The sequence below is a fragment of the Streptomyces sp. NPDC086549 genome, from assembly GCF_044746205.1.
Taxonomy (GTDB): domain Bacteria; phylum Actinomycetota; class Actinomycetes; order Streptomycetales; family Streptomycetaceae; genus Streptomyces.
This window is the reverse complement of the sequence record NZ_JBIVBS010000012.1, coordinates 109,761-129,330: the sequence shown is the minus strand read 5'-3', so window position 1 is coordinate 129,330 and position 19,570 is coordinate 109,761. Positions and strand designations below refer to the sequence as shown.

Genomic DNA, 19,570 nt, shown 5'->3' with positions numbered 1-19,570 from the left:
GGCATCCGGACCCCGCACGGTCCGGAGCGAGGACTGTGAGGTGGGACGTGCAACTGACCCCGCACGAACAAGAGAAGCTGCTGATCCACGTGGCGGCCGACGTGGCCGAGAAGCGCCGGGCCCGTGGGCTCAGGCTCAACCACCCGGAAGCCGTCGCCCTCATCACGTCGCACATCCTCGAAGGCGCGCGTGACGGTCGTACCGTCGCCGAACTGATGTCCTCCGGGCGCAAACTGCTCACCCGGGACGACGTCATGGAGGGCATTCCCGAGATGATCCACGACGTCCAGGTGGAGGCGACCTTCCCGGACGGCACCAAGCTCGTCACCGTCCACGACCCGATCGTCTGACGGGGGAGCCGCCGCCGATGATTCCCGGAGAGATCCTGTTCGCGGACGAGCCCGTCGTCTGCAACGAGGGCCGCGAGGTCACCCGCCTCACCGTCCTCAACGCCGCCGACCGGCCCGTCCAGGTCGGCTCCCACTACCACTTCGCCGAGGCGAACCCCGGCCTGGAGTTCGACCGCGCCGCCGCGCACGGCAAGCGGCTGAACGTCGCGGCCGGCACCGCCGTACGCTTCGAGCCCGGGATCCCCGCCGACGTCGAACTCGTTCCGCTCGCCGGCGCCCGTGTCGTGCCCGGACTGCGCGGGGAGACCGGAGGTTCCCTCGATGCCTGAGATCTCCCGTGCCGCCTACGCGGACCTGTTCGGCCCGACCACGGGTGACCGGATCCGGCTCGCCGACACCGACCTGCTGATCGAGATCGAGGAGGACCGCTGCGGTGGGCCCGGACTCGCCGGTGACGAGGCGGTCTTCGGCGGCGGCAAGGTCATCCGTGAATCCATGGGCCAGTCGCGTGCCACGCGCGCGGACGGCACCCCCGACACCGTCATCACCGGTGTCGTCATCGTCGACCACTGGGGGATCGTCAAGGCCGACGTCGGCATCCGGGACGGCCGGATCACCGGGATCGGCAAGGCGGGCAACCCGGACACGATGGACGGGGTGGACCGCAATCTGGTCATCGGTCCGGAGACCGAGGTGATCGCGGGCAACGGGCGGATCCTGACGGCGGGCGCGATCGACGCGCACGTCCACTTCATCTGTCCGCAGATCGCCGACGAGGCGCTCTCGGCGGGTATCACCACGCTGGTCGGCGGCGGTACCGGGCCGGCCGAGGGATCGAAGGCGACGACGGTGACCCCCGGGCCTTGGCACCTGGCCCGGATGCTGGAGTCGATGGAGGCCTACCCGCTCAACATCGGTCTGCTCGGCAAGGGCAACACCGTCTCGCACGAGGCGATGCTGTCGCAGATCCGTGGCGGAGCGCTCGGACTGAAGCTGCACGAGGACTGGGGGTCGACGCCGGCCGTCATCGACGCCTCCCTCACCGTCGCCGACCGGACCGGGATCCAGGTCGCGATCCACACGGACACCCTGAACGAGGCCGGGTTCGTCGGCGACACGCTCGCCGCGATCGGCGGGCGCGGCATCCACGCGTACCACACCGAGGGCGCGGGCGGCGGGCATGCGCCGGACATCATGACCGTGGTGTCCGAGCCGCACGTACTGCCGAGTTCGACGAACCCGACGCGGCCGTTCACCGTCAACACCGCCGAGGAACACCTCGACATGCTGATGGTGTGCCACCACCTGAACCCGGCAGTGCCGGAGGATCTGGCGTTCGCCGAGTCCAGGATCCGGCCGTCCACGATCGGGGCGGAGGACATACTTCACGACCTGGGTGCGATTTCCATCATTTCGTCGGACTCGCAGGCGATGGGGCGGGTCGGCGAGGTCGTCATGCGGACCTGGCAGACGGCCCATGTGATGAAGCGGCGGCGGGGTGCGCTGCCCGGCGACGGGCGGGCGGACAACCGGCGGGTACGGCGGTACGTCGCCAAGTACACGATCAACCCGGCGCTCGCGCAGGGCCTCGCTCGGGAGGTGGGCTCCGTGGAGACCGGCAAGCTCGCCGACCTCGTGCTGTGGGAACCCGCGTTCTTCGGGGTCAAGCCGCACCTCGTCATCAAGGGCGGGCAGATCGCGTACGCGCAGATGGGCGACGCGAACGCGTCGATCCCGACCCCGCAGCCGATCCTGCCGCGTCCCATGTACGGGGCGATCGGGCGGGCACCGGCGGGCAACTCGTTCAACTTCGTGGCACCGCTCGCCGTCGAGGACGGGCTTCCCGAGCGGTTGCAGCTGGGGAAGCGCTTCGTCGCCATCGAGTCCACGCGCGGGGTGACCAAGGCGGACATGAGGGAGAACGACGCGCGGCCCCACGTGCGGGTCGATCCGGACAGCTTCGCCGTGCACATCGACGGGGAGCTGGTCGAGGCGACACCGGCCGCGGAACTGCCCATGGCCCAGCGCTACTTCCTGTTCTGATGTCCAGGGCAGCGCTACTCGTCCTGGCCGACGGCCGCTTTCCCGCCGGGGGGCACGCGCACTCAGGCGGGGCGGAGGCGGCCGTCAAGGCCGGGCGGATCACCGGGGCCGCGAGCCTGGAGGACTTCTGCCGGGGGCGGTTGCACACGGTGGGGCTGGTGGCCGGCGCGCTGGCCGCTGCGGCCGTACTCGGCGTGGATCCGGGAGAGTTGGACGCGGCTGCCGATGCGCGGACGCCTTCGGCCGCGTTGCGGGTCGCCGCGCGGCGGCTCGGGCGGCAGTTGATGCGTGCGGGGCGGGCCACGTGGCCCTCCGGGGAACTCGACGCGCTCGCGCGGGAGTTTCCCAAGGGGGCGCATCAGCCGGTGGTGCTGGGGGTTGTGGCGCGGGCGGCCGGGCTCGGGGCGGACGACGCGGCGTACTGTGCGGCGTATGAGAGCGTGAGCGGGGCGGCTACGGCCACGGTGCGGTTGCTGAGTCTGGATCCGTTCGACGCCACGGCGGTGTTGGCCCGGTTGGCGCCGGAGCTGGATCGCGTCGCGGATTTGGCGGTGGAGGCGGGTCGGCGGGTGGTCGATGGCGGGGTCGATGTGTTGCCTGCGGGGTCGGCGCCGTTGTTGGAGGTGGGGGCGGAGGCGCATGCCGCTTGGGCTGTGCGGTTGTTTGCGTCGTGAGTTTCTTGCCCACCCGCCCGCCCGACTCGGTGGGTCGAGAAGTGACCGTTCCCGGGGCTCCGCCCCGGACCCCGCTCTGCCCACCCGCCCGCTCGACTCGGTGGGCTGAGAAGTACCCGTCGCCCTGGGGCTCCGCCCCAGACCCCGGCGGGGACTCCGTCCCCTGCACCCCTGCGGGGCTCTGCCCCTGCACCCCTGCGGGGCTCTGCCCCTGCACCCCTGCGGGGCTCTGCCCCCGCACCCCCTCGGCCCGAAGGGCCCGTCTCAATTGGAGCCGTTGTTATGCACCTTGACCATGTCACCCATGGACCCGCCGCTGTCAGTGCCGATGCCCGGCGGGCGGATGGGGCGCGTCGGGCGTTGCGGGTGGGGCTCGGTGGGCCCGTGGGGTCCGGGAAGACTGCCACCGTTGCCGCGCTGTGCCGGGCGTTGCGGGACGAGTTGTCGCTCGCTGTCGTGACGAACGACATCTATACGCGTGAGGATGCCGAATTCCTGCTCCGTGAGGCCGTTCTGCCGCCCGAGCGGATCACGGCCGTGGAGACGGGGGCCTGCCCACACACGGCGATCAGGGACGACATCTCCGCCAATCTGGAAGCGGTGGAGGATCTGGAGGACGAGGTCGGGCCGCTGGATCTGATCCTCGTCGAGTCCGGTGGGGACAATCTCACCGCGACCTTCTCCAGGGGGCTCGTCGACGCGCAGATCTTCGTGATCGATGTGGCCGGCGGGGATGATATTCCCCGCAAGGGCGGGCCTGGTGTCACTACTGCCGACCTGCTGGTCGTCAACAAGACCGACCTCGCCCCGTACGTCGGCTCCGACCTCGCGCGCATGGCCGCCGACGCCAAGGCTCAGCGGGCCGAACTGCCCGTCGTGATGCAGTCGTTGAGGAGTGAGGCCGGCGTGGCGGAGGTGGCCGACTGGGTGCGTGCGCGGATCGCCGCGTGGACGGCATGAACGGGAGCGGGGTGCGGGCTGTCGCGCGGATCGTCGCCCGGGAGGACGGGCGAGGCGGTACCTCGCTGCCCGTGCTCGACGGTGAAGGGCCGCTCGCGCTGCGGCGTGTCCGGGCGAGCGGGACCGAGGCGCGGGTCATGCTCGTCGGGGCGATGAGCGGGCCGCTCGGCGGCGACCGCTTCGCCGTGGAGGCGGACGTGGGGGCGGGAGCCCGGCTGGAGGTGCGGTCGGCCGCCGCGACCATCGCGCTTCCGGGGCAGGGGAAGGGCGAGGCGCGGTACGACGTGCGGCTGCTCGTCGCCGACCGGGGTGAACTGCGTTGGCTGCCCGAACCGTTGATCTCTGCCGGTGGGAGTGAGCTGTACGTGACCACCCGGGTCGAGCTCGGGGGCGAGGCGCGACTCGTGCTGCGTGAGGAACAGGTGCTCGGACGGGCCGGCGAGGAACCCGGCCGGCTCGGCAGCCGTCTCACGGTGCGGATCGCCGGGCGGACCGTGCTGGACCAGGAGCTGGCCTGCGGGCCGGGCGCGCCCGGTGGCTGGGACGGGCCCGCCGTGCTGGCGGGACACCGCGCGGTGGGACAACTCGTCGTCGTACGACCGGAGTTCCGGGGGGATCCGCCGGCGGCCCGCCCGCTGGGGGACTGCGCGGCGCTGACTCCGCTCGCCGGACCGGCCGTACTGGTCACCGCCGTCGCCGCCGACGGACTGCGGCTGCGCAGGGTGCTGGACGAGGCGTTGACGCATCTCGGGTGACGTTCTGTCAGCGGGACATGATCGTCCGGTTATCGGATTGGTAAAGATGGGTGACGGCCCCTGTTCTCAGCCTCCTCACAGCGGCGAGGATCCCCCGTGACCATTCGCAACGATGTACGGGAGGGGCCCACTTGAGGGACATCAGACCGAAGAGCCGTGCGCTGGCGCTCGGTTCGGCCGGAGTACTCGTCACGGCGACCATGATCACCGGCGCCCTCGCGGCGCCCGCGGCCGGCGCGGAGAGCCGGCACGGCCAGGACCGGGAGGCCCAGGGCGCCACGATCGCCGCCGCGCGGGCCGCGAAGGCCGGCATCGACTGGCAGGACTGCCCCGCCGACTGGGGCTTCGAGAAGCCGATCCAGTGCGGCTGGGTCAGCGTGCCGCTCAACTACGCGAACCCGTACGGCAAGCAGATCAAGCTCGCCGTCGACCGCATCGGCAGCACCGGGACGAAGGAGGAGCGCCAGGGCGCCCTCGTCTACAACCCCGGTGGTCCGGGCGGCTCCGGAATGCGTTTCCCGCGCCGGGTCACCACCAAGAACCCGCTGTGGGTCAACACGTCCAAGGCGTACGACTTCGTGGGCTTCGACCCGCGCGGCGTCGGCCACTCCGCGCCCATCTCCTGCATCGACCCGCAGGAGTTCGTCAAGGCGCCCAAGGCCGACCCGGTGCCGGACACCGAGGCCGACAAGACGGCGCAGCGCAAGCTGGCCCGCGAGTACGCGGACGGCTGCTACAAGCGCAGCGGCGAGATGCTGCCGTACATGACCACGCTGAACACCGTCCGCGACCTGGACGTCATCCGGGCCGCCCTCGGTGAGAAGAAGCTCAACTACCTCGGTGTCTCCTACGGCACCTACCTCGGAGCCGTGTACGGGACGCTGTTCCCGGGCCACGTCCGCCGGATGATCGTCGACAGCGTCGTCAACCCGGCGCGGAAGAACATCTGGTACCAGGCCAACCTGGAGCAGGACATGGCCTTCGAGGGCCGCTGGAAGGACTGGGAGGACTGGGTCGCCGCCAACGACGCCGCCTTCCACCTGGGGACGACCCGCGACGCCGTCCAGGCCAAGTGGCTCCAAGTGCGTGCCACCGCCAAGAAGAACCCGATCGGCGGTGTCGTCGGACCGGCCGAGCTGATCTCCTTCTTCCAGAGCGCCCCGTACTACGACTCCTCGTGGGTGCCGGTCGCCACGGTCTTCAGCAAGTACGTGGCCGGTGACACGCAGGCGCTCGTCAACGCGGCCGCCCCGGATCTGTCCAACACCGCGGGCAACATCACGGCGGAGAACGGAAACGCCGTCTACACGGCCGTCGAGTGCACCGACGCCAAGTGGCCCACGAGCTGGAAGAAGTGGGACCGGGACAACACCCGGCTCAACAAGGACTACCCGTTCATGACCTGGGCCAACGCATGGATGAACCTGCCGTGCGCCACCTGGCCGGTCAAGCAGCAGACCCCGGTGAACGTCAAGACCCACAAGGGCCTGCCGCCGGTGCTCATCGTGCAGTCCACGCGTGACGCCGCCACTCCCTACGCGGGCGCGGTCGAACTGCACCAGCGCTTCAAGGGCTCCCGTCTGATCACCGAGAAGGACGCGGGCTCCCACGGCGTGACCGGCCTGGTCAACCCGTGCATCAACCAGCGGGTGGACGACTACCTGCTCACCGGCAAGCTGGACGCCGCGGACGTGACCTGCACGCCGCACGCGACGCCCAAGCCGTAGCAGTACTGCGGGAGTTCGGTACGAAGGCGGGGCGGCCGGAGTGTTCCGGCCGCCCCTTCCCCATGGTGACCGCAGCCGGGGTCCTCCCACGGCGGAGGTCAACCGAGTGGCGCCCGCGGGAACTTGCGCGCCCTCTCGCCCTTCGCCGCGGCCTCCTCCGCCTTGACGACGGCCGCGTACTGGTCGACGTACTCCTGCTCGGACAGCGACAGGATCGCGTACATGATCTCGTCGGTGACGGCGCGCAGGATGGCCTTCTCGTTCTCCATGCCGGCGTAGCGGGAGAAGTCGAGAGGCTTGCCGAAGCGGATGACGACGGGGTGGATGTTCGGGATGACCTTGCCCGGCGGCTGCGCCTCGAAGGTGCCGATCATCGCGCACGGGACGACCGGCACTCCGGCCTTCAGCGCCATCACGGCGACACCGACCTTGCCCTTGTAGAGGCGGCCGTCGTGGGAGCGGGTGCCCTCCGGGTAGACGCCGAGCAACTCGCCCTTGCGCAGCACGCCGAGACCCTCGCGGATCGCCGCCTGGCCCGCGTCCTTGCCGGAGCGGTCGACCGGGATCTGGCCCGCGCTGCGGAAGAACGCCGCGGTCAGACGGCCCTTGAGGCCCGGTCCGGTGAAGTACTCCGCCTTGGCGAGGAACGTGATGCGCCGCCGGAGTATCGCGGGCATCAGGAAGTGGTCCGAGAAGGACAGATGGTTGCCGGCGACGATGGCCGGGCCCGACGCCGGCACGTTGTCCAGCCCCTCTATTCGAGGCCGGAAGACCAGTCTCAACAAAGGCCCCAACAGCACATATTTGAGCAAGTAATAGAACAAGGGGGGTCGCTCCTCACTCCGGCGGATCGCCTGGGTCGCCGTGTTCTCGCAGGTCAACCGGCGTGTGATGGGGTGCCAGTGTATGTGCAGGCGCTGTGAGCCGGAACCGTCGCGGACGCCTGCCGCCGGACCACACTGGTGGCTCGGACGGCCACGCGGCAAGCCGATGCCGCAGCCTGGCGTGATCATTGCGCCGACTGGCAGGCGCGCCGGTCTTGCCGCCGGACCGTCCGGTGCTCACCCGGCGTCCGTCCGGGGCGTCGCGCGGCTCTTCGGCCTGCCCGTACGGTGTCTGACGCTCTGCCAGGCCGCCGTCAGCAGGCCGCTGAACAGGACGGCCAGGACCGCGATCGCGCCCAGGGCGACGAGCGGGTGCCACCACGGCGCGCGCAGCCAGGGCAGTACGTCCCGGCCGACCACCCCGATGTCGCGGCCCCCGGTGCCGAACAGCACTCGGCGGCCGACCGGGCAGCCGAGGAAGAAGACCGCCACGACGGCGGTGAAGGCTCCCGCGGCGACCAGCACCCTGCGCCAGTGGGCATAGGTGCCGAGGGCCAGGAGATAGCCGCCGATGAGCGCGAGGACCGTGCCGGTGAGGCCGAGCCAGGTGGCCCGCTGGATCATCGAGAGGACGCCCACCGCCAGGGCCGCGAGGCCGGTGAGGATCAGGGTGCGGGCGCGGCCGCGGGTGAGGGCGGAGACGCGGTGGCCGGCCAGGGTGACGGTGCGGGCCGAGGCGAGGAAGGGTTTCAGGGGCGCGGGGATCCGGGGGAACCCGGACACCGCCGACGCGGCGACGGCGGCCGCCTTGCCCGCCGTGCGGGTCAGCAGTGGCTCTCCCAGTTCGCCGGCGAAGGTCTCGTCGGGCACGGGGCAGGTCGCGAGCAGGGCGGCGAGCGCGTCCGGGTTCGCGGCGGTGACGCCGGCACCGGCCGTCAGCGGTGATCGGCTGGTGGGGTGGGCCTGCGTGCCGACCGGCTGTGCCGATCCACCGGTGGGGTGGGCGGGCGCGTCGACCGGCTGTGCTGGTTCACCGGTGGGGTGGGCCGGTGCACCGACCGGTCGTGTCGGTCCGCCGGTCCGCTGCGCCCGCGTACCGGACTGCTGCCCAGGGGCGGCGACTTGCTGCTGTGACCCGTCGGCCGGTCGTGCGGGGTCCGTGGCGTGGTGCGCGGGATCGGCGGGGTGGTGCACGGGATCGGTGGCGTGCCGCGCCGGGGCTGCGGTCTGCGGCGCGGGGTCGGCCGGCTGGGCGGGGTCTACGGTCTGCCGCCCGGGGTTGGCGGTCCGGTGCGCGGCATCGGGCGCCCGCCGCGCAGCGTCCGCGGCGCTGCCCTCGGCGTCGGCGTCGGCGTCAGCGGCGCTGCGCTCGGCGTCGGCGTCGGCGTCGGCGTCAGCGGCGCTGCGCTCGGCGTCTGCGGCCTGGCGCTCGCTCTCGATCAGGCGGCGCTGTTCGGCGGTCCAGTTGCCGTCCATGACCGCGGCGACGGCGGTCCGGGCCGCTGCCTGGGCCCGGGCGGGGCTGCCCGCCGCGTCGAGTACCCGGGCGGCCCACACGTGTGGCCGCGCGGACGGCGTACTCATCATCTCCCGGGCGATCACCGGCAGTTCGACCTCGGCGACGCACCTCTGCCAGGCCTTCGCCACCCACATCGACGTCAGAGGCAGGCTGGGCGGCATGGGTGCGGTGGGGTCGTCGAGGAAGCTCAGTTCGTCGAAGACCGCCTCCCGGGTCAGCCGGATGTCGGTCCCGTCGGCGCGCACGTCGACGAAGTCGTCCGGGTCCGTGCCGTGGGCGAACAGGTCACGCAGCCGCTCGTAGAACCATGCGCGTCGGCTGCCGTCGACCGGGGCGTCCTGCGCGACGGTGAGGACGCGCCGCGGGTCCAGCACGAGGTGTACCAGCCAGCCGGCGCCGTCCAGCCGCCCCCACGTCCAGTCGTTCGCCCGCCACGAGGACTTGTAGAAGGCGCCGAAATGGTGCAGTTGCAGCCCGGTGAGCTTCGACGCGGCGGTCGCGCGCCGGGGCGCGAGCAGGCACCGGGTGTCGGCGCTGACCTGCACCAGTTCGATGGGTTGTTCGACCTCGGTGCCCACGGGGAGGACGGAACGGGTCGCCACGTGCAGCTCGAACAGGGCGAGGGCGATGCCGTCGGTGTCTTCGGGCAGGAACTCGAAGTAGGTCCGCAGTTCCGCGGCCGCCTTCTGCCGTCGCCCCTCGGAGGTGGTGGGCGGCGCGGGCGAAGGCGCGTCGTCGGCGGGGGGCGCGAGGACCGATTCCGGGAGTACCGCGCGCAGCTTCACCACGGCGGCGGCGAGCCGAGCCCATCCGTCCTTGAGGCCGGGACGCGGTCGGGCGTCGGCGCCCGGGTCCGAGGGTGCCGGTGTGTTGCGGCGGCCCCAGTAGACCTTCATGGCCTCGGCCGCCACGTCCGTGAGCGGTCGTCGCTCCGCCAGCCCGTCGTTCAACGCCGTCTCGGCCAGGCACTCCACGTCCGGCGGCCTGCCGGGTTCGTACGCCTGGTGAACCAGGAGTACGACGTCCGCCAGCTCCCGGCGCTGTTCCGGACGGCAGACATACGCCGCCCGGAGCATGGTCCGCACCGTCGCCTTGGCGCCGAGGAAGGGGGCCACACCGAACGCGGCCAGCCGCCCGTACAGGACAGCGCCCCGCTCGCCCGGCGCCGGGAACCTCCACTCCTTGGTCACCTCGTCCACCGCGGCGGCCCGGCACTCCTCCTCGGCACTGCGGCCGGGCGCCAGGGCGTCCAGCCAGTCACGGGCCATGGCCTCCGGCGGCCGGGTGGTCAGGGTGCGCATGAGGGAGGTGATCACCGGACGGGCCAGCCAGGCGGCCTCACGAGTCCGGAAGTCGTCGCGCATCGGTTCGGTGAGGAGCTCGAACGCGGGGGGCCGCGCGCCCGTCGCCCGCATGTGTCCGGCCAGGGCAGCCACGGCCTTACGGCCCTGGCTGCCGAGCTCGGCCATACGGCGCCGGGTGTCGCGGAGCGCGTCCATGCGGTCGTTGTGGTCGCGCAGTTCCGTCAGCTCGGCGCTGATGGACTGGCTGAGGGCGGCACCGAGGTCCTTCATGAGGGCCTCTCCCAGGGTCCACGGCTGCTCGAAGGACTCCTGGTCCGGCATGGCACGGGGGTCGGGCGCGCCGCCGGCGGTGGGGACGACGTAGAGCAGGACGCGCCGGACCTGGCGTACGGCCGGGCGGTCGAAGACGGCCCGCAGCAGGGGTCTGATCGGGCGGTTCGCCAGGAGACCGCCGTCGGCGGCCCAGTGGGGCCGGGTGATGTTGGCGTATCTCTTCATCGCGGGCCGGCCGGGGGCGCCGGGCCGCCCCGCGACCGGGTTCCCGTACGGCAGGAACGAGGGCTCGAACGCGCAGGGGAAGGAAGCGCTGCTGCGCGCCGCCAGTGCCACGGCCAGGGCACCGGTGCCGCTGCGCAGGCTGTCCTCGTCGAAGACGAACAGGCCCCGGTGGTCCTCGTCCTGGACCTGGGTGCCGTAGGAGTCGGTGAACCGGCCCGTCTCCCCGGTGAGGAGTGTCGTGGTGATGAAGACCTGCGTCTGGCCGGTGACGTCGTGGGCCACCGTGCCGGACGGCTTCGGTATCGACCGCGCCGCGACGTCCAGCTCGTCGATGCCGTGGACGAGGTCCTGGAACAGGACGCCGTCGCCCTGGAGCAGTGAAGGCGGCTTCTTCTGCGTGGGGTCGCGCAGCAGGGTCTCGAACGCGCCGGACTTCAGCCAGAAGTCGCGCAGTGGCCCCAGGTCCCAGGACCTGGCCCGCGCCAGCCCCAGCAGCGCGGCGTTGATGCCGCCCGCGCTGGTGCCGGACAGGACGTCGACGGAGACGGTGGTGTCCAGCAGGTCCAGGAGCCGCAGATACAGGACCCTGGCCCGCTCGTCGCCCCCTGCCGTGGCGGCCGGATCCGGGAGGGGAGCGTCCTCGGGGAGGGCGTTGCGCCACCACGCCGCCTGTTGCAGCAGGTTCAGCTCGCGGGCCACACCTCCCATCCACACGGCCAGACTCACGCCGCCGGTCATCGCCGTGGCGATCCGCAGTTCCAGGGTGCCGGGCCCGAGCCTCGACGTACTGCCCATAGACGTACTGCCCATATCAAAGGGTGTGCCCGTACAGCGCGCGACAGACAGGGGAGCGAAGCGCATATCACCCGATCGTGGTCCTCCGCTTCCGTCCGGGTGGGCCCCGGCGGGACCCGTTGCTGTGGCCCCGCTTAGGATGAGCCCGATGAACCGGACCGAGCAGCTCTCTTCGCGACCGCCCCTGCGGCGGTGGCGGGCGCTGCTCGTGCTGGGGCTGCTGGTCGGACTCCTCGGCATGCACGCCCTGGCTCCCGGTGGTGCCATGGGCCATCCGGAACAGGCCCGTTCCGCGCACGTGACGGCCGAGATCACCGCGGTGGACGGGTGCGCGGACGACGGACACTGCGATGGGCATCATCTGCGGCACGCCGACGCGACCTGCGCCTCGGGCGCCGTGAGCGGCGGACCGGTGCTGCCCGCGCTGGTTCCCGACCCGGTGACCGCGCCCGCACAGGCCGACTCCGCCCGCTCCCGCCCGGCCACGGCACCGGACGACGCACGCGCGCCACCGTCCCTGGCGGAACTCCAACTCCTGCGGATCTAGAGGCCGCGACGCCGCACCGCTCTGAGGCGGATGCGGTCCTCGATGCGCCCGAATCCCATCAGTACAGCAGGAGTTCCAGCATGACCATCCGTACCCTGACGCGCCGTGCCGCCCTCGTCGCGGCCACCGCCACCGCCGCGTTCGTCCTCACTGCCTGCGGCGGCAGCAGCGACGACAGCGCCGGCCACACCGGCAACGGCGCCACAGCGTCCCCGACCGCCGCGGTCACCGCCGGTGCCCACAACGCCCAGGACGTCTCCTTCGCGCAGGCCATGATCCCGCACCACCAGCAGGCCCTGGAGATGGCGAAGCTCGCCGCGAGCCGGGCCTCCTCCGCCCAGGTCAAGGACCTCGCCGCGCGCATCGAGAAGGCGCAGGACCCGGAGATCACGACGATGACCGGCTGGCTCAAGGCCTGGGGCGAGGACATGCCCATGGCCGGCATGGACCACTCGGGTCACTCCGGCATGCCCGGAATGATGAGCACCGCCCACATGGACGAGATGAAGAAGATGTCCGGCAAGGCCTTCGACACCATGTTCCTGACCATGATGGTCGAACACCACAAGGGCGCCGTGGAGATGGCCACCACCGAGAAGAACAAGGGGCAGTACGGCGCCGCCACGAGCATGGCCGACGGCATCGTGACCGCGCAGAACGCCGAGATCAAGGAGATGAACCAGCTCCTCGGCAAGAGCTGACCGCAGCGGGCAGGGGGCCGGCCCGGCGCCGGCCCCCTGCCCCGGCCTCAGCGGCCCTGGTCCAGCACCTTCTCCAACGCGCCGAGCGCGGAACCCAGTTCCTCGCCGGTGATGGTCAGCGGCGGGGCCAGCCGGATCGTGGAGCCGTGGGTGTCCTTGACCAGGACGCCCTCCCGCATCAGGCCTTCGCTGACCTCACGGCCGGTGCCGATGGCCGGGTCGATGTCGACGCCCGCCCACAGCCCGCGGGCCCGGAAGCCGACCACACCCTTGCCGACCAGCGTCGACAGCCCGTCCCGCAGGATCACGCCCAGCTCGTCGGCCCGGCGCTGGAACTCACCCGTCTCCAGCAGCTCCACCACCGCCGTGCCGACCGCCGCGGCGAGCGGGTTGCCGCCGAACGTCGAGCCGTGCTCGCCCGGCCGCAGCACGCCCAGTACGTCACGCCGGGCCACCACCGCCGACACCGGCACGATGCCGCCGCCCAGCGCCTTGCCGAGCAGGAGTACGTCCGGGACGACCTGCTCGTGCTCGACGGCGAGCGTACGGCCGGTGCGGCCGAGGCCGGACTGGATCTCGTCGGCGATGAACAGGCAGCCCTTGCGCCGCGTCAGCTCGCGCACGCCGGCCAGGTAGCCCTCGTCCGGGATGACCACCCCCGCCTCGCCCTGGATCGGCTCGATCAGCACCGCGGCCGTCGTCTCGTCGACGGCGGCCTCCAGCGCGGCCAGGTTGTTGTAGGGGACGATCCGGAAGCCCGGGGTGAAGGGCCCGAAGCCCGCGCGGGCCGTCTCGTCGGTGGAGAAACTGACGATCGTCGTCGTACGGCCGTGGAAGTTCTCCGCCGCGACCACGATCGTGGCCCGGTCGGCGGGGACGCCCTTCACCTCGTAGGCCCACTTGCGGGCCACCTTGATGCCGCTCTCCACCGCCTCGGCACCGGTGTTCATCGGCAGCACCATGTCCAGACCGGTCAACTCCGCGAGCCGCTCGGCGAATTCGGCCAGCTGGTCGTTGTGGAAGGCGCGCGAGGTGAGGGTCAGCCGGTCGAGCTGGCGGTGCGCCGCCTCGACCAGGGCCGGGTGGCGGTGCCCGAAGTTGAGGGCCGAGTAGCCCGCCAGCATGTCGAGATAGCGGCGGCCCTCGACGTCCTCCACCCAGGTGCCCTCGGCGCGGGCGACGACCACCGGCAGCGGGTGGTAGTTGTGCGCGAGCACCGGTTCTTCGGCACGGATCAGGTCGGCGGAGGTGCGGGTGCGGGCGGGAGCGGTCATGAGCGGATCTCCTGGGTGCAGCACTTGATGCCGCCGCCGGCCTTGTGGAACTCCGACAGGTCGACGGGGACGGGGGTGTAACCGTGGTCGGCGAGACACGAGGCCAGGCGCTCGGCCTGCGGCGCGATGAAGACGTGGCGCCCGTCGGAGACGGAGTTCAGGCCGAATGTCATGGCGTCCTCGCGGGTGGCGAGCACCGCGTCCGGGTACAGACGCGCCAGCACCTCACGGCTGCCCGGGGAGAACGCCTCCGGGTAGTACACGATATTGCCCTCGGGGCCGTCGTCGAGGACGAACAGCGCCGTGTCCAGGTGGTAGAAGTACGGGTCCACGAGCGTCAGGCTGATCACCGGCACGCCGAAGAACTCCTGCACCTCGCGGTGCGCCTCGCGGGTCGTCCGGAACCCGGTGCCGGCCAGCACGTACCGGCCGGTCGGGACGAGGTCGCCCTCGCCCTCGCACACGGCTTCGGGCCGGTGGACGTCGAAGCCGGCCGCCTTGAACCACGTGTCGTAGTGGGTCGACTCCGGACGGCGCTCGGCCGCGTGGAAGAGGGAGCCGAAGACGCGGCCGCCGACGACGACCGCCGAGTTCGCCGCGAAGACCATGTCGGGGAGACCGGCGACCGGCTCCACGGTGTCCACGGCGTGTCCATGGGCACGATAGGCGCGGATCAGCGCCTGCCACTGATCCTGGGCCAGGTCCACGTCGATCTGGGAGTCGGGCTGCATCCAGGGGTTGATCGCGTACTGCACGGCGAAGTGTCTGGGTTCACAGACGAGGAAGCGCCGAGGGCGCGGCACACGGCTGTCGGGCACAGAGGTGTTCCTCCGCTTTCCTGCGGTGTCGGCTGGGGGTGACACAAAGGTAGGAAGTGACGGGGACGGACGACAAGGAATGACAGCTGCGTATGTGCGCAGGAATGCTGCGTTGTGACCAGGAAGAACGCACGAGTGCTGCGCGCCGGGACGTTTAGTCCGGTGCCACAAGGTTGGCGCCCGCCTCCGGGCTCTCCGGCAGGAGATGGGACAGCACCATCACGCTGATCGTCTTCCGGATGAACGGCTCCACGCGGATCCGCTCCAGCACCTCCTCGAAGTGCCCCACGTCCCGCGCGCGCACGTGCAGCAGCGCGTCCGCACCTCCGGTCACGGTCATCGCGGCCGTGATCTCCGGATGGTTGCGGACCACCTCCGCGAGGCGCCGGGGCGGGGCCGCGCCCTCGCAGTACACCTCGACGTACGCCTCCGTGCGCCAGCCCAGCGCCGCCGGCTTCACCGTGGCCGTGAACCCCGTGATCACACCGGTCTCGCGCAGCCGGTCGACCCGCCGCTTGACCGCGGTGGCCGACAGGCCGACGGCCGCCCCGATCTCGGCGAAGCTCGTCCTGGCATTCGCCATCAGCGCTGTGATGATCTTCCGGTCGAGCTCGTCGAACGGGGCGGTCGTGCTGTTCATGTCGGCACTGTATCCAGCACGAACGTCCACGCCGGGCACATGTCGTGCCGTACGGATTCCTCCTACACTCCACGTTCATGCTGCGCGCCCTCGCCGTCGACGACGAACGCCCCTCGCTGGAGGAACTCCTCTACCTGCTGCACGCCGACCCACGCATCAGCAGTGTCGAGGGCGCAGGTGACGCGACCGGGGCGCTGCGCCGCATCACCCGCGCCCTGGAGTCCGGTCCCGACGGGCCCGAGGCCATCGACGTCGTCTTCCTCGACATCCAGATGCCCGGCCTCGACGGCCTGGAGATGGCCCGGCTGCTCACCGGTTTCGCCCGCCCCCCGCTGGTCGTCTTCGTCACCGCCCACGAGGACTTCGCCGTGCGCGCCTTCGACCTCAAGGCCGTCGACTACGTCCTCAAGCCCGTACGCAAGGAACGGCTCGCGGAGGCCGTGCGCCGGGCCGCCGAACTGCGCGGCGCCGCCCAGCGGATCCCCGTCCACGAACCCGACCCCGACCACATACCCGTCGAACTCGGCGGCGTGACCCGCTTCGTGGCCGTCGACGACATCACCCACGTCGAGGCCAGGGGCGACTACGCCCGTCTGCACACCGACCGGGGCAGCCACCTCGTCCGCATCCCGCTGTCCACCCTGGAGGACCGCTGGCGCTCCCGCGGCTTCGTCCGCATCCACCGCCGCCACCTCGTCGCCCTGCGCCACATCGGCGAACTCCGCCTGGACGCGGGCACGGTGAGCGTGCTGGTCGGCACCGAGGAACTTCAGGTCAGCCGCCGCCACGCGCGCGAGTTGCGGGACCTGCTGATGCGCCGGACCACGGGATAGGGGAGGCCGAAGTGGAGCCCACCGAACGCCGAGTCGTCGTCACCGGACCGCCCCGCCACACCCGGCGCACCCGCCGGGCCTCCGGCTACTACCGGCCGCGCACCGAGATCGACGAGCAGACCACCCTCGGCCACACCTACGTCCGCTCCCTGATGCGTTCCCAACTCCGCTCCGCGCTCGCCGCGTTCGCCGTCCTCATGCTGCTCGTCGGCCCGCTTCCGCTGGTGTTCGCGGCCGCCCCGGACGCCCGCCGCCTGAAGTGGCTGGTGCTGGGCTTCTGCCTCTACGCGCCGCTGATCCTGCTCGCCCGCTGGTACGTGCGCCGCGCCGAGCGCAACGAGCGGGACTTCGTGCGCCTCGTCGAGGACCGCTGACGGCCGTGAACTCCAGCTACGCCGTCCCCGCGGTCGCCCTCGTCGTCGTCGCGACCGTCCTCGTCGGAGCCTTCGGCCTGCGCGTCTCCCGCACCACCTCCGACTTCTACGTCGCCTCGCGCACCGTCGGCCCCCGCCTCAACGCGGCCGCCATCAGCGGCGAGTACCTCTCCGCCGCCTCCTTCCTCGGCATCGCGGGCCTGGTCCTGGTGCAGGGCCCGGACATGCTCTGGTACCCGGTGGGCTACACGGCCGGCTATCTCGTCCTGCTGCTGTTCGTCGCCGCCCCGCTGCGCCGCTCCGGCGCCTACACGCTCCCCGACTTCGCCGAGGCCCGCCTCGCCTCGCAGCCGGTACGGCGGCTGGCGGGCGCCTTCGTCGTCGGCGTCGGCTGGCTCTACCTGCTGCCCCAACTCCAGGGAGCCGGACTCACCTTGGCGGTGCTCACCGGGGCACCCGACCCGCTCGGCGGACTCATCGTGGCCGTGGTCGTGGTGGCCACCGTCGCCGCGGGCGGGATGCGCAGCATCACCTTCGTGCAGGCCTTCCAGTACTGGCTCAAGCTCACCGCCCTCCTCGTCCCCGCCCTCTTCCTGATCCTCGCCTGGCAGAGCGACGGCGCACCCCGCCACGCCTTCGAGGAGCCCGCGTCCTTCCGCGAGCAGCGGACCTTACGCGTCGAGGACACCGTCGACCTGGACCTCGACCGGCCGCTGACCGTCACCGTCAGCGGCCGGGTCGACGACCGTCCCTACGACGGCACCCGCCTCAGGCTGCCCGCGGGCGCCCACCGCATCGCCTCCGGAACCCGCCTGACCTTCACCCCGGGCACCCCCGTCCCGGCCGCCGACCGGGGCAGCGGCGGCATGTCCACCTCGCTCGCCACCGGCCGTGAGGAACGCCCGCTGTACGCCACGTACGGACTCATCCTCGCCACCTTCCTCGGCACCATGGGCCTGCCGCACGTCGTCGTCCGCTTCTACACCAGCCCGCACGGCGTCGCCGCCCGCCGCACCACCGTCGCCGTCCTCACCCTGATCGGCGGCTTCTACCTGCTGCCGCCCGTGTACGGCGCGCTGGGCCGCCTCTACGCCCCCGAACTCACGATCACCGGCAACGCCGACGCGGCCGTGCTCCTGCTGCCCGACCGGATGATCGGCGGACTCGGCGGCGACCTGCTCGGCGCACTGGTGGCGGGCGGCGCCTTCGCCGCGTTCCTGTCGACCGCGTCCGGGCTGACCATGGCGGTGGCCGGAGTGCTCACCCAGGACGTCCTGCCGTCGCGCGGGGTACGGCACTTCAGGCTCGGCACGGTGCTCGCCATGGCCATACCGCTGGCGGCGAGCGTGCTGGTCGGCGGTCTGCCGGTGGCCGACGCCGTCGGGCTCGCCTTCGCCGTCTCGGCCTCGTCCTTCTGCCCGCTGCTCGTCCTCGGCATCTGGTGGCGGCGGCTCACCCCACCCGGCGCGGCCGCGGGCATGCTGGTGGGCGGCGGCTCCGCGTTCCTCGCCGTCGCCGCCACCATGGCGGGCCTGCCCGGCACCGGCCCCCTGCACGCCCTGCTCGCCTGGCCCGCCCTGTGGTCGGTGCCGCTGGGCTTCCTCACCATGGTGCTGGTGTCCCTGGCCACCGCGGCACGGGTGCCCGCCGGGACGGCGGCGATCCTGGCCAGGTTCCATCTGCCGGAGGAACTGACCGGGGGAGCGGTGCGGGGCGAGGCGAAGGCATGAGCGGATTCCTGGCCGGACTCTGCGTCGCCGTACTCCCGTTGCTGGCCGCCGGCTTCTGGCTCGGGCGGCGCACCGCGCGCCCCGAGAGCCTGGGCGGGCTCGGCACCCCCGTCGAGCACGCCACCTTCCAGACCCTGCACACGGCCTCGCTCGCCGCGCCCCCACTGCGGGCGGGCCTCACGGAGGAGACCGCGCGCAGATCGGCCCGCAGACTCCGCTCGCTGCTCGGCACGGACGCGCTCTGCCTCACCGACCGGAAGGAGGTGCTGGTCTGGGACGGCGTGGGTGGCCACCACCGCGGCGAGATCATGGAACGGCTGGCCGGAGCGCTGGAGACCGGGCGCGGGGAGGCGTTCCGCCTGTCCTGCGAGGCCCCCGACTGTCCGGTCCGCTGGGCCGTGGTCGCCCCGCTCACCGTCGACGACCGGGTGCACGGCGCGCTCGTCGCCTGCGCGCCGCGCGAGTCAGCCGTCCTGGTACGGGCGGCCGGCGAGGTGGCCCGCTGGGTGAGCGTCCAGCTGGAGCTGGCCGACCTCGACCAGTCCCGGACGAAACTCATCGAGGCCGAGATCAAGGCCCTGCGCGCCCAGATATCCCCGCACTTCGTCTTCAACTCGCTGGCGGTCATCGCCTCCTTCGTCCGCACCGACCCCGAGCGCGCCCGTGAACTCCTCCTGGAATTCGCCGACTTCACCCGCTACTCGTTCCGCAGGCACGGCGATTTCACCACCCTCGCCGACGAACTCCACGCCATCGACCACTACTTGGCGCTCGTCCGGGCCCGCTTCGGTGACCGCCTCTCCGTCACCTTGCAGATCGCGCCCGAGGTGCTGCCGGTCACCCTGCCGTTCCTGTGCCTGCAACCCCTCGTCGAGAACGCCGTCAAGCACGGCCTGGAGGGCAAGGCCGACGCCTGCCACATCCAGATCACCGCACAGGACGCCGGCGCCGAGGCCCTCGTCGTCATCGAGGACGACGGCGCCGGCATGGACCCCGAGCTGCTGCGCCGCATCCTCGCCGGCGAGATCAGCCCGTCCGGCGGCATCGGCCTGTCCAACGTCGACGACCGGCTCCGCCAGGTCTACGGCGACGACCACGGCCTCGTCATCGAGACCGCGCCCGGAGCGGGCATGAAGATCACCGCCCGGCTGCCGAAGTACCAGCCGGGCGTCCACTCGGCGGGCCGCCTCGCCGCCGAGTGACC

At 71.9% G+C, this 19,570-nt stretch carries 18 protein-coding genes; 13 read left to right on the top strand and 5 right to left on the bottom strand.

All coding sequences use genetic code 11. The annotated features are described in order from the left end of the window. Nucleotides 1-47: 47 nt before the first annotated feature. The 7 genes from ACIPSA_RS32355 (at nt 48) to ACIPSA_RS32325 (ending at nt 6,509) form a co-directional block, all read left to right on the top strand. Nucleotides 48-350, top strand: a complete 303-nt coding sequence (locus ACIPSA_RS32355; protein ID WP_402640838.1) for an urease subunit gamma — start codon at nt 48-50, stop codon at nt 348-350. Between the two features lie 17 nt (nt 351-367). After that, nucleotides 368-679 (top strand): urease subunit beta, encoded by a 312-nt coding sequence (locus ACIPSA_RS32350; protein WP_402640836.1) that lies wholly within the window; start codon nt 368-370, stop codon nt 677-679. Next, on the top strand, nt 672-2,393 hold the full coding sequence (locus tag ACIPSA_RS32345; protein ID WP_402640834.1) for an urease subunit alpha: 1,722 nt from the start codon (nt 672-674) through the stop codon (nt 2,391-2,393). Before ACIPSA_RS32350 ends, ACIPSA_RS32345 begins: the two co-directional genes overlap by 8 nt. After that, the gene (locus tag ACIPSA_RS32340; RefSeq protein WP_402640831.1) at nt 2,393-3,067 is read left to right on the top strand and encodes an urease accessory protein UreF; all 675 of its coding nucleotides are present in this window, start codon (nt 2,393-2,395) and stop codon (nt 3,065-3,067) included. The genes ACIPSA_RS32345 and ACIPSA_RS32340 overlap by 1 nt, the downstream gene beginning before the upstream one ends. 282 nt (nt 3,068-3,349) lie before the next feature. Further along, nucleotides 3,350-4,027, top strand: coding sequence for an urease accessory protein UreG (ureG, locus tag ACIPSA_RS32335; protein ID WP_402640829.1), 678 nt, complete (start codon nt 3,350-3,352; stop codon nt 4,025-4,027). After that, nucleotides 4,024-4,782 carry an urease accessory protein UreD gene (locus ACIPSA_RS32330; protein WP_402641348.1) on the top strand — a complete coding sequence of 253 codons (759 nt, stop codon included), beginning with the start codon at nt 4,024-4,026 and terminating at the stop codon, nt 4,780-4,782. Before ureG ends, ACIPSA_RS32330 begins: the two co-directional genes overlap by 4 nt. A 131-nt stretch (nt 4,783-4,913) precedes the next feature. Continuing rightward, nucleotides 4,914-6,509 carry an alpha/beta hydrolase gene (locus ACIPSA_RS32325; RefSeq protein ID WP_402640827.1) on the top strand — a complete coding sequence of 532 codons (1,596 nt, stop codon included), beginning with the start codon at nt 4,914-4,916 and terminating at the stop codon, nt 6,507-6,509. Between the two features lie 98 nt (nt 6,510-6,607). Here the strand turns inward: ACIPSA_RS32325 and ACIPSA_RS32320 are convergent, their stop codons facing one another. Further along, nucleotides 6,608-7,333 carry a lysophospholipid acyltransferase family protein gene (locus ACIPSA_RS32320; protein ID WP_402640824.1) on the bottom strand — a complete coding sequence of 242 codons (726 nt, stop codon included), beginning with the start codon at nt 7,331-7,333 and terminating at the stop codon, nt 6,608-6,610. Nucleotides 7,334-7,570: 237 nt separating this feature from the next. Then, the gene (locus ACIPSA_RS32315; RefSeq protein WP_402640821.1) at nt 7,571-11,464 is read right to left on the bottom strand and encodes a patatin-like protein; all 3,894 of its coding nucleotides are present in this window, start codon (nt 11,462-11,464) and stop codon (nt 7,571-7,573) included. A gap of 133 nt (nt 11,465-11,597) precedes the next feature. Here ACIPSA_RS32315 and ACIPSA_RS32310 point away from each other — a divergent pair, with 133 nt between their 5' ends. Further along, nucleotides 11,598-11,996 carry a DUF6153 family protein gene (locus ACIPSA_RS32310; RefSeq protein WP_402640819.1) on the top strand — a complete coding sequence of 133 codons (399 nt, stop codon included), beginning with the start codon at nt 11,598-11,600 and terminating at the stop codon, nt 11,994-11,996. Nucleotides 11,997-12,076: 80 nt separating this feature from the next. After that, a complete protein-coding gene (locus ACIPSA_RS32305; RefSeq protein WP_402640816.1) occupies nt 12,077-12,697 on the top strand; it encodes a DUF305 domain-containing protein in 621 nt (206 codons plus the stop codon). A gap of 47 nt (nt 12,698-12,744) precedes the next feature. On the opposite strand, the gene rocD is transcribed toward ACIPSA_RS32305, so the two are convergent. The 3 genes from rocD to ACIPSA_RS32290 form a co-directional block, all read right to left on the bottom strand. After that, the gene (rocD, locus tag ACIPSA_RS32300; protein ID WP_402640814.1) at nt 12,745-13,971 is read right to left on the bottom strand and encodes an ornithine--oxo-acid transaminase; all 1,227 of its coding nucleotides are present in this window, start codon (nt 13,969-13,971) and stop codon (nt 12,745-12,747) included. Continuing rightward, nucleotides 13,968-14,789, bottom strand: a complete 822-nt coding sequence (ddaH, locus tag ACIPSA_RS32295; RefSeq protein WP_402640811.1) for a dimethylargininase — start codon at nt 14,787-14,789, stop codon at nt 13,968-13,970. The genes rocD and ddaH overlap by 4 nt, the downstream gene beginning before the upstream one ends. A gap of 154 nt (nt 14,790-14,943) precedes the next feature. Further along, on the bottom strand, nt 14,944-15,429 hold the full coding sequence (locus ACIPSA_RS32290) for an Lrp/AsnC family transcriptional regulator (RefSeq protein WP_402640809.1): 486 nt from the start codon (nt 15,427-15,429) through the stop codon (nt 14,944-14,946). 77 nt (nt 15,430-15,506) lie between these two features. Between ACIPSA_RS32290 and ACIPSA_RS32285 the strand changes: the two genes are divergently transcribed. The 4 genes from ACIPSA_RS32285 to ACIPSA_RS32270 are packed head-to-tail and all read left to right on the top strand — an operon-like array spanning nt 15,507 to nt 19,568. Beyond that, on the top strand, nt 15,507-16,262 hold the full coding sequence (locus ACIPSA_RS32285; RefSeq protein WP_402640807.1) for a LytR/AlgR family response regulator transcription factor: 756 nt from the start codon (nt 15,507-15,509) through the stop codon (nt 16,260-16,262). An 11-nt stretch (nt 16,263-16,273) separates the two neighbouring features. Further along, a complete protein-coding gene (locus ACIPSA_RS32280; RefSeq protein ID WP_402640805.1) occupies nt 16,274-16,636 on the top strand; it encodes a hypothetical protein in 363 nt (120 codons plus the stop codon). 5 nt (nt 16,637-16,641) lie between these two features. Next, nucleotides 16,642-18,366, top strand: coding sequence for a cation acetate symporter (locus ACIPSA_RS32275; RefSeq protein ID WP_402640802.1), 1,725 nt, complete (start codon nt 16,642-16,644; stop codon nt 18,364-18,366). Beyond that, entirely contained in the window at nt 18,363-19,568 is a 1,206-nt protein-coding gene (locus ACIPSA_RS32270; RefSeq protein ID WP_402640799.1) for a sensor histidine kinase, read from the top strand. The genes ACIPSA_RS32275 and ACIPSA_RS32270 overlap by 4 nt, the downstream gene beginning before the upstream one ends. Nucleotides 19,569-19,570: the final 2 nt, after the last annotated feature.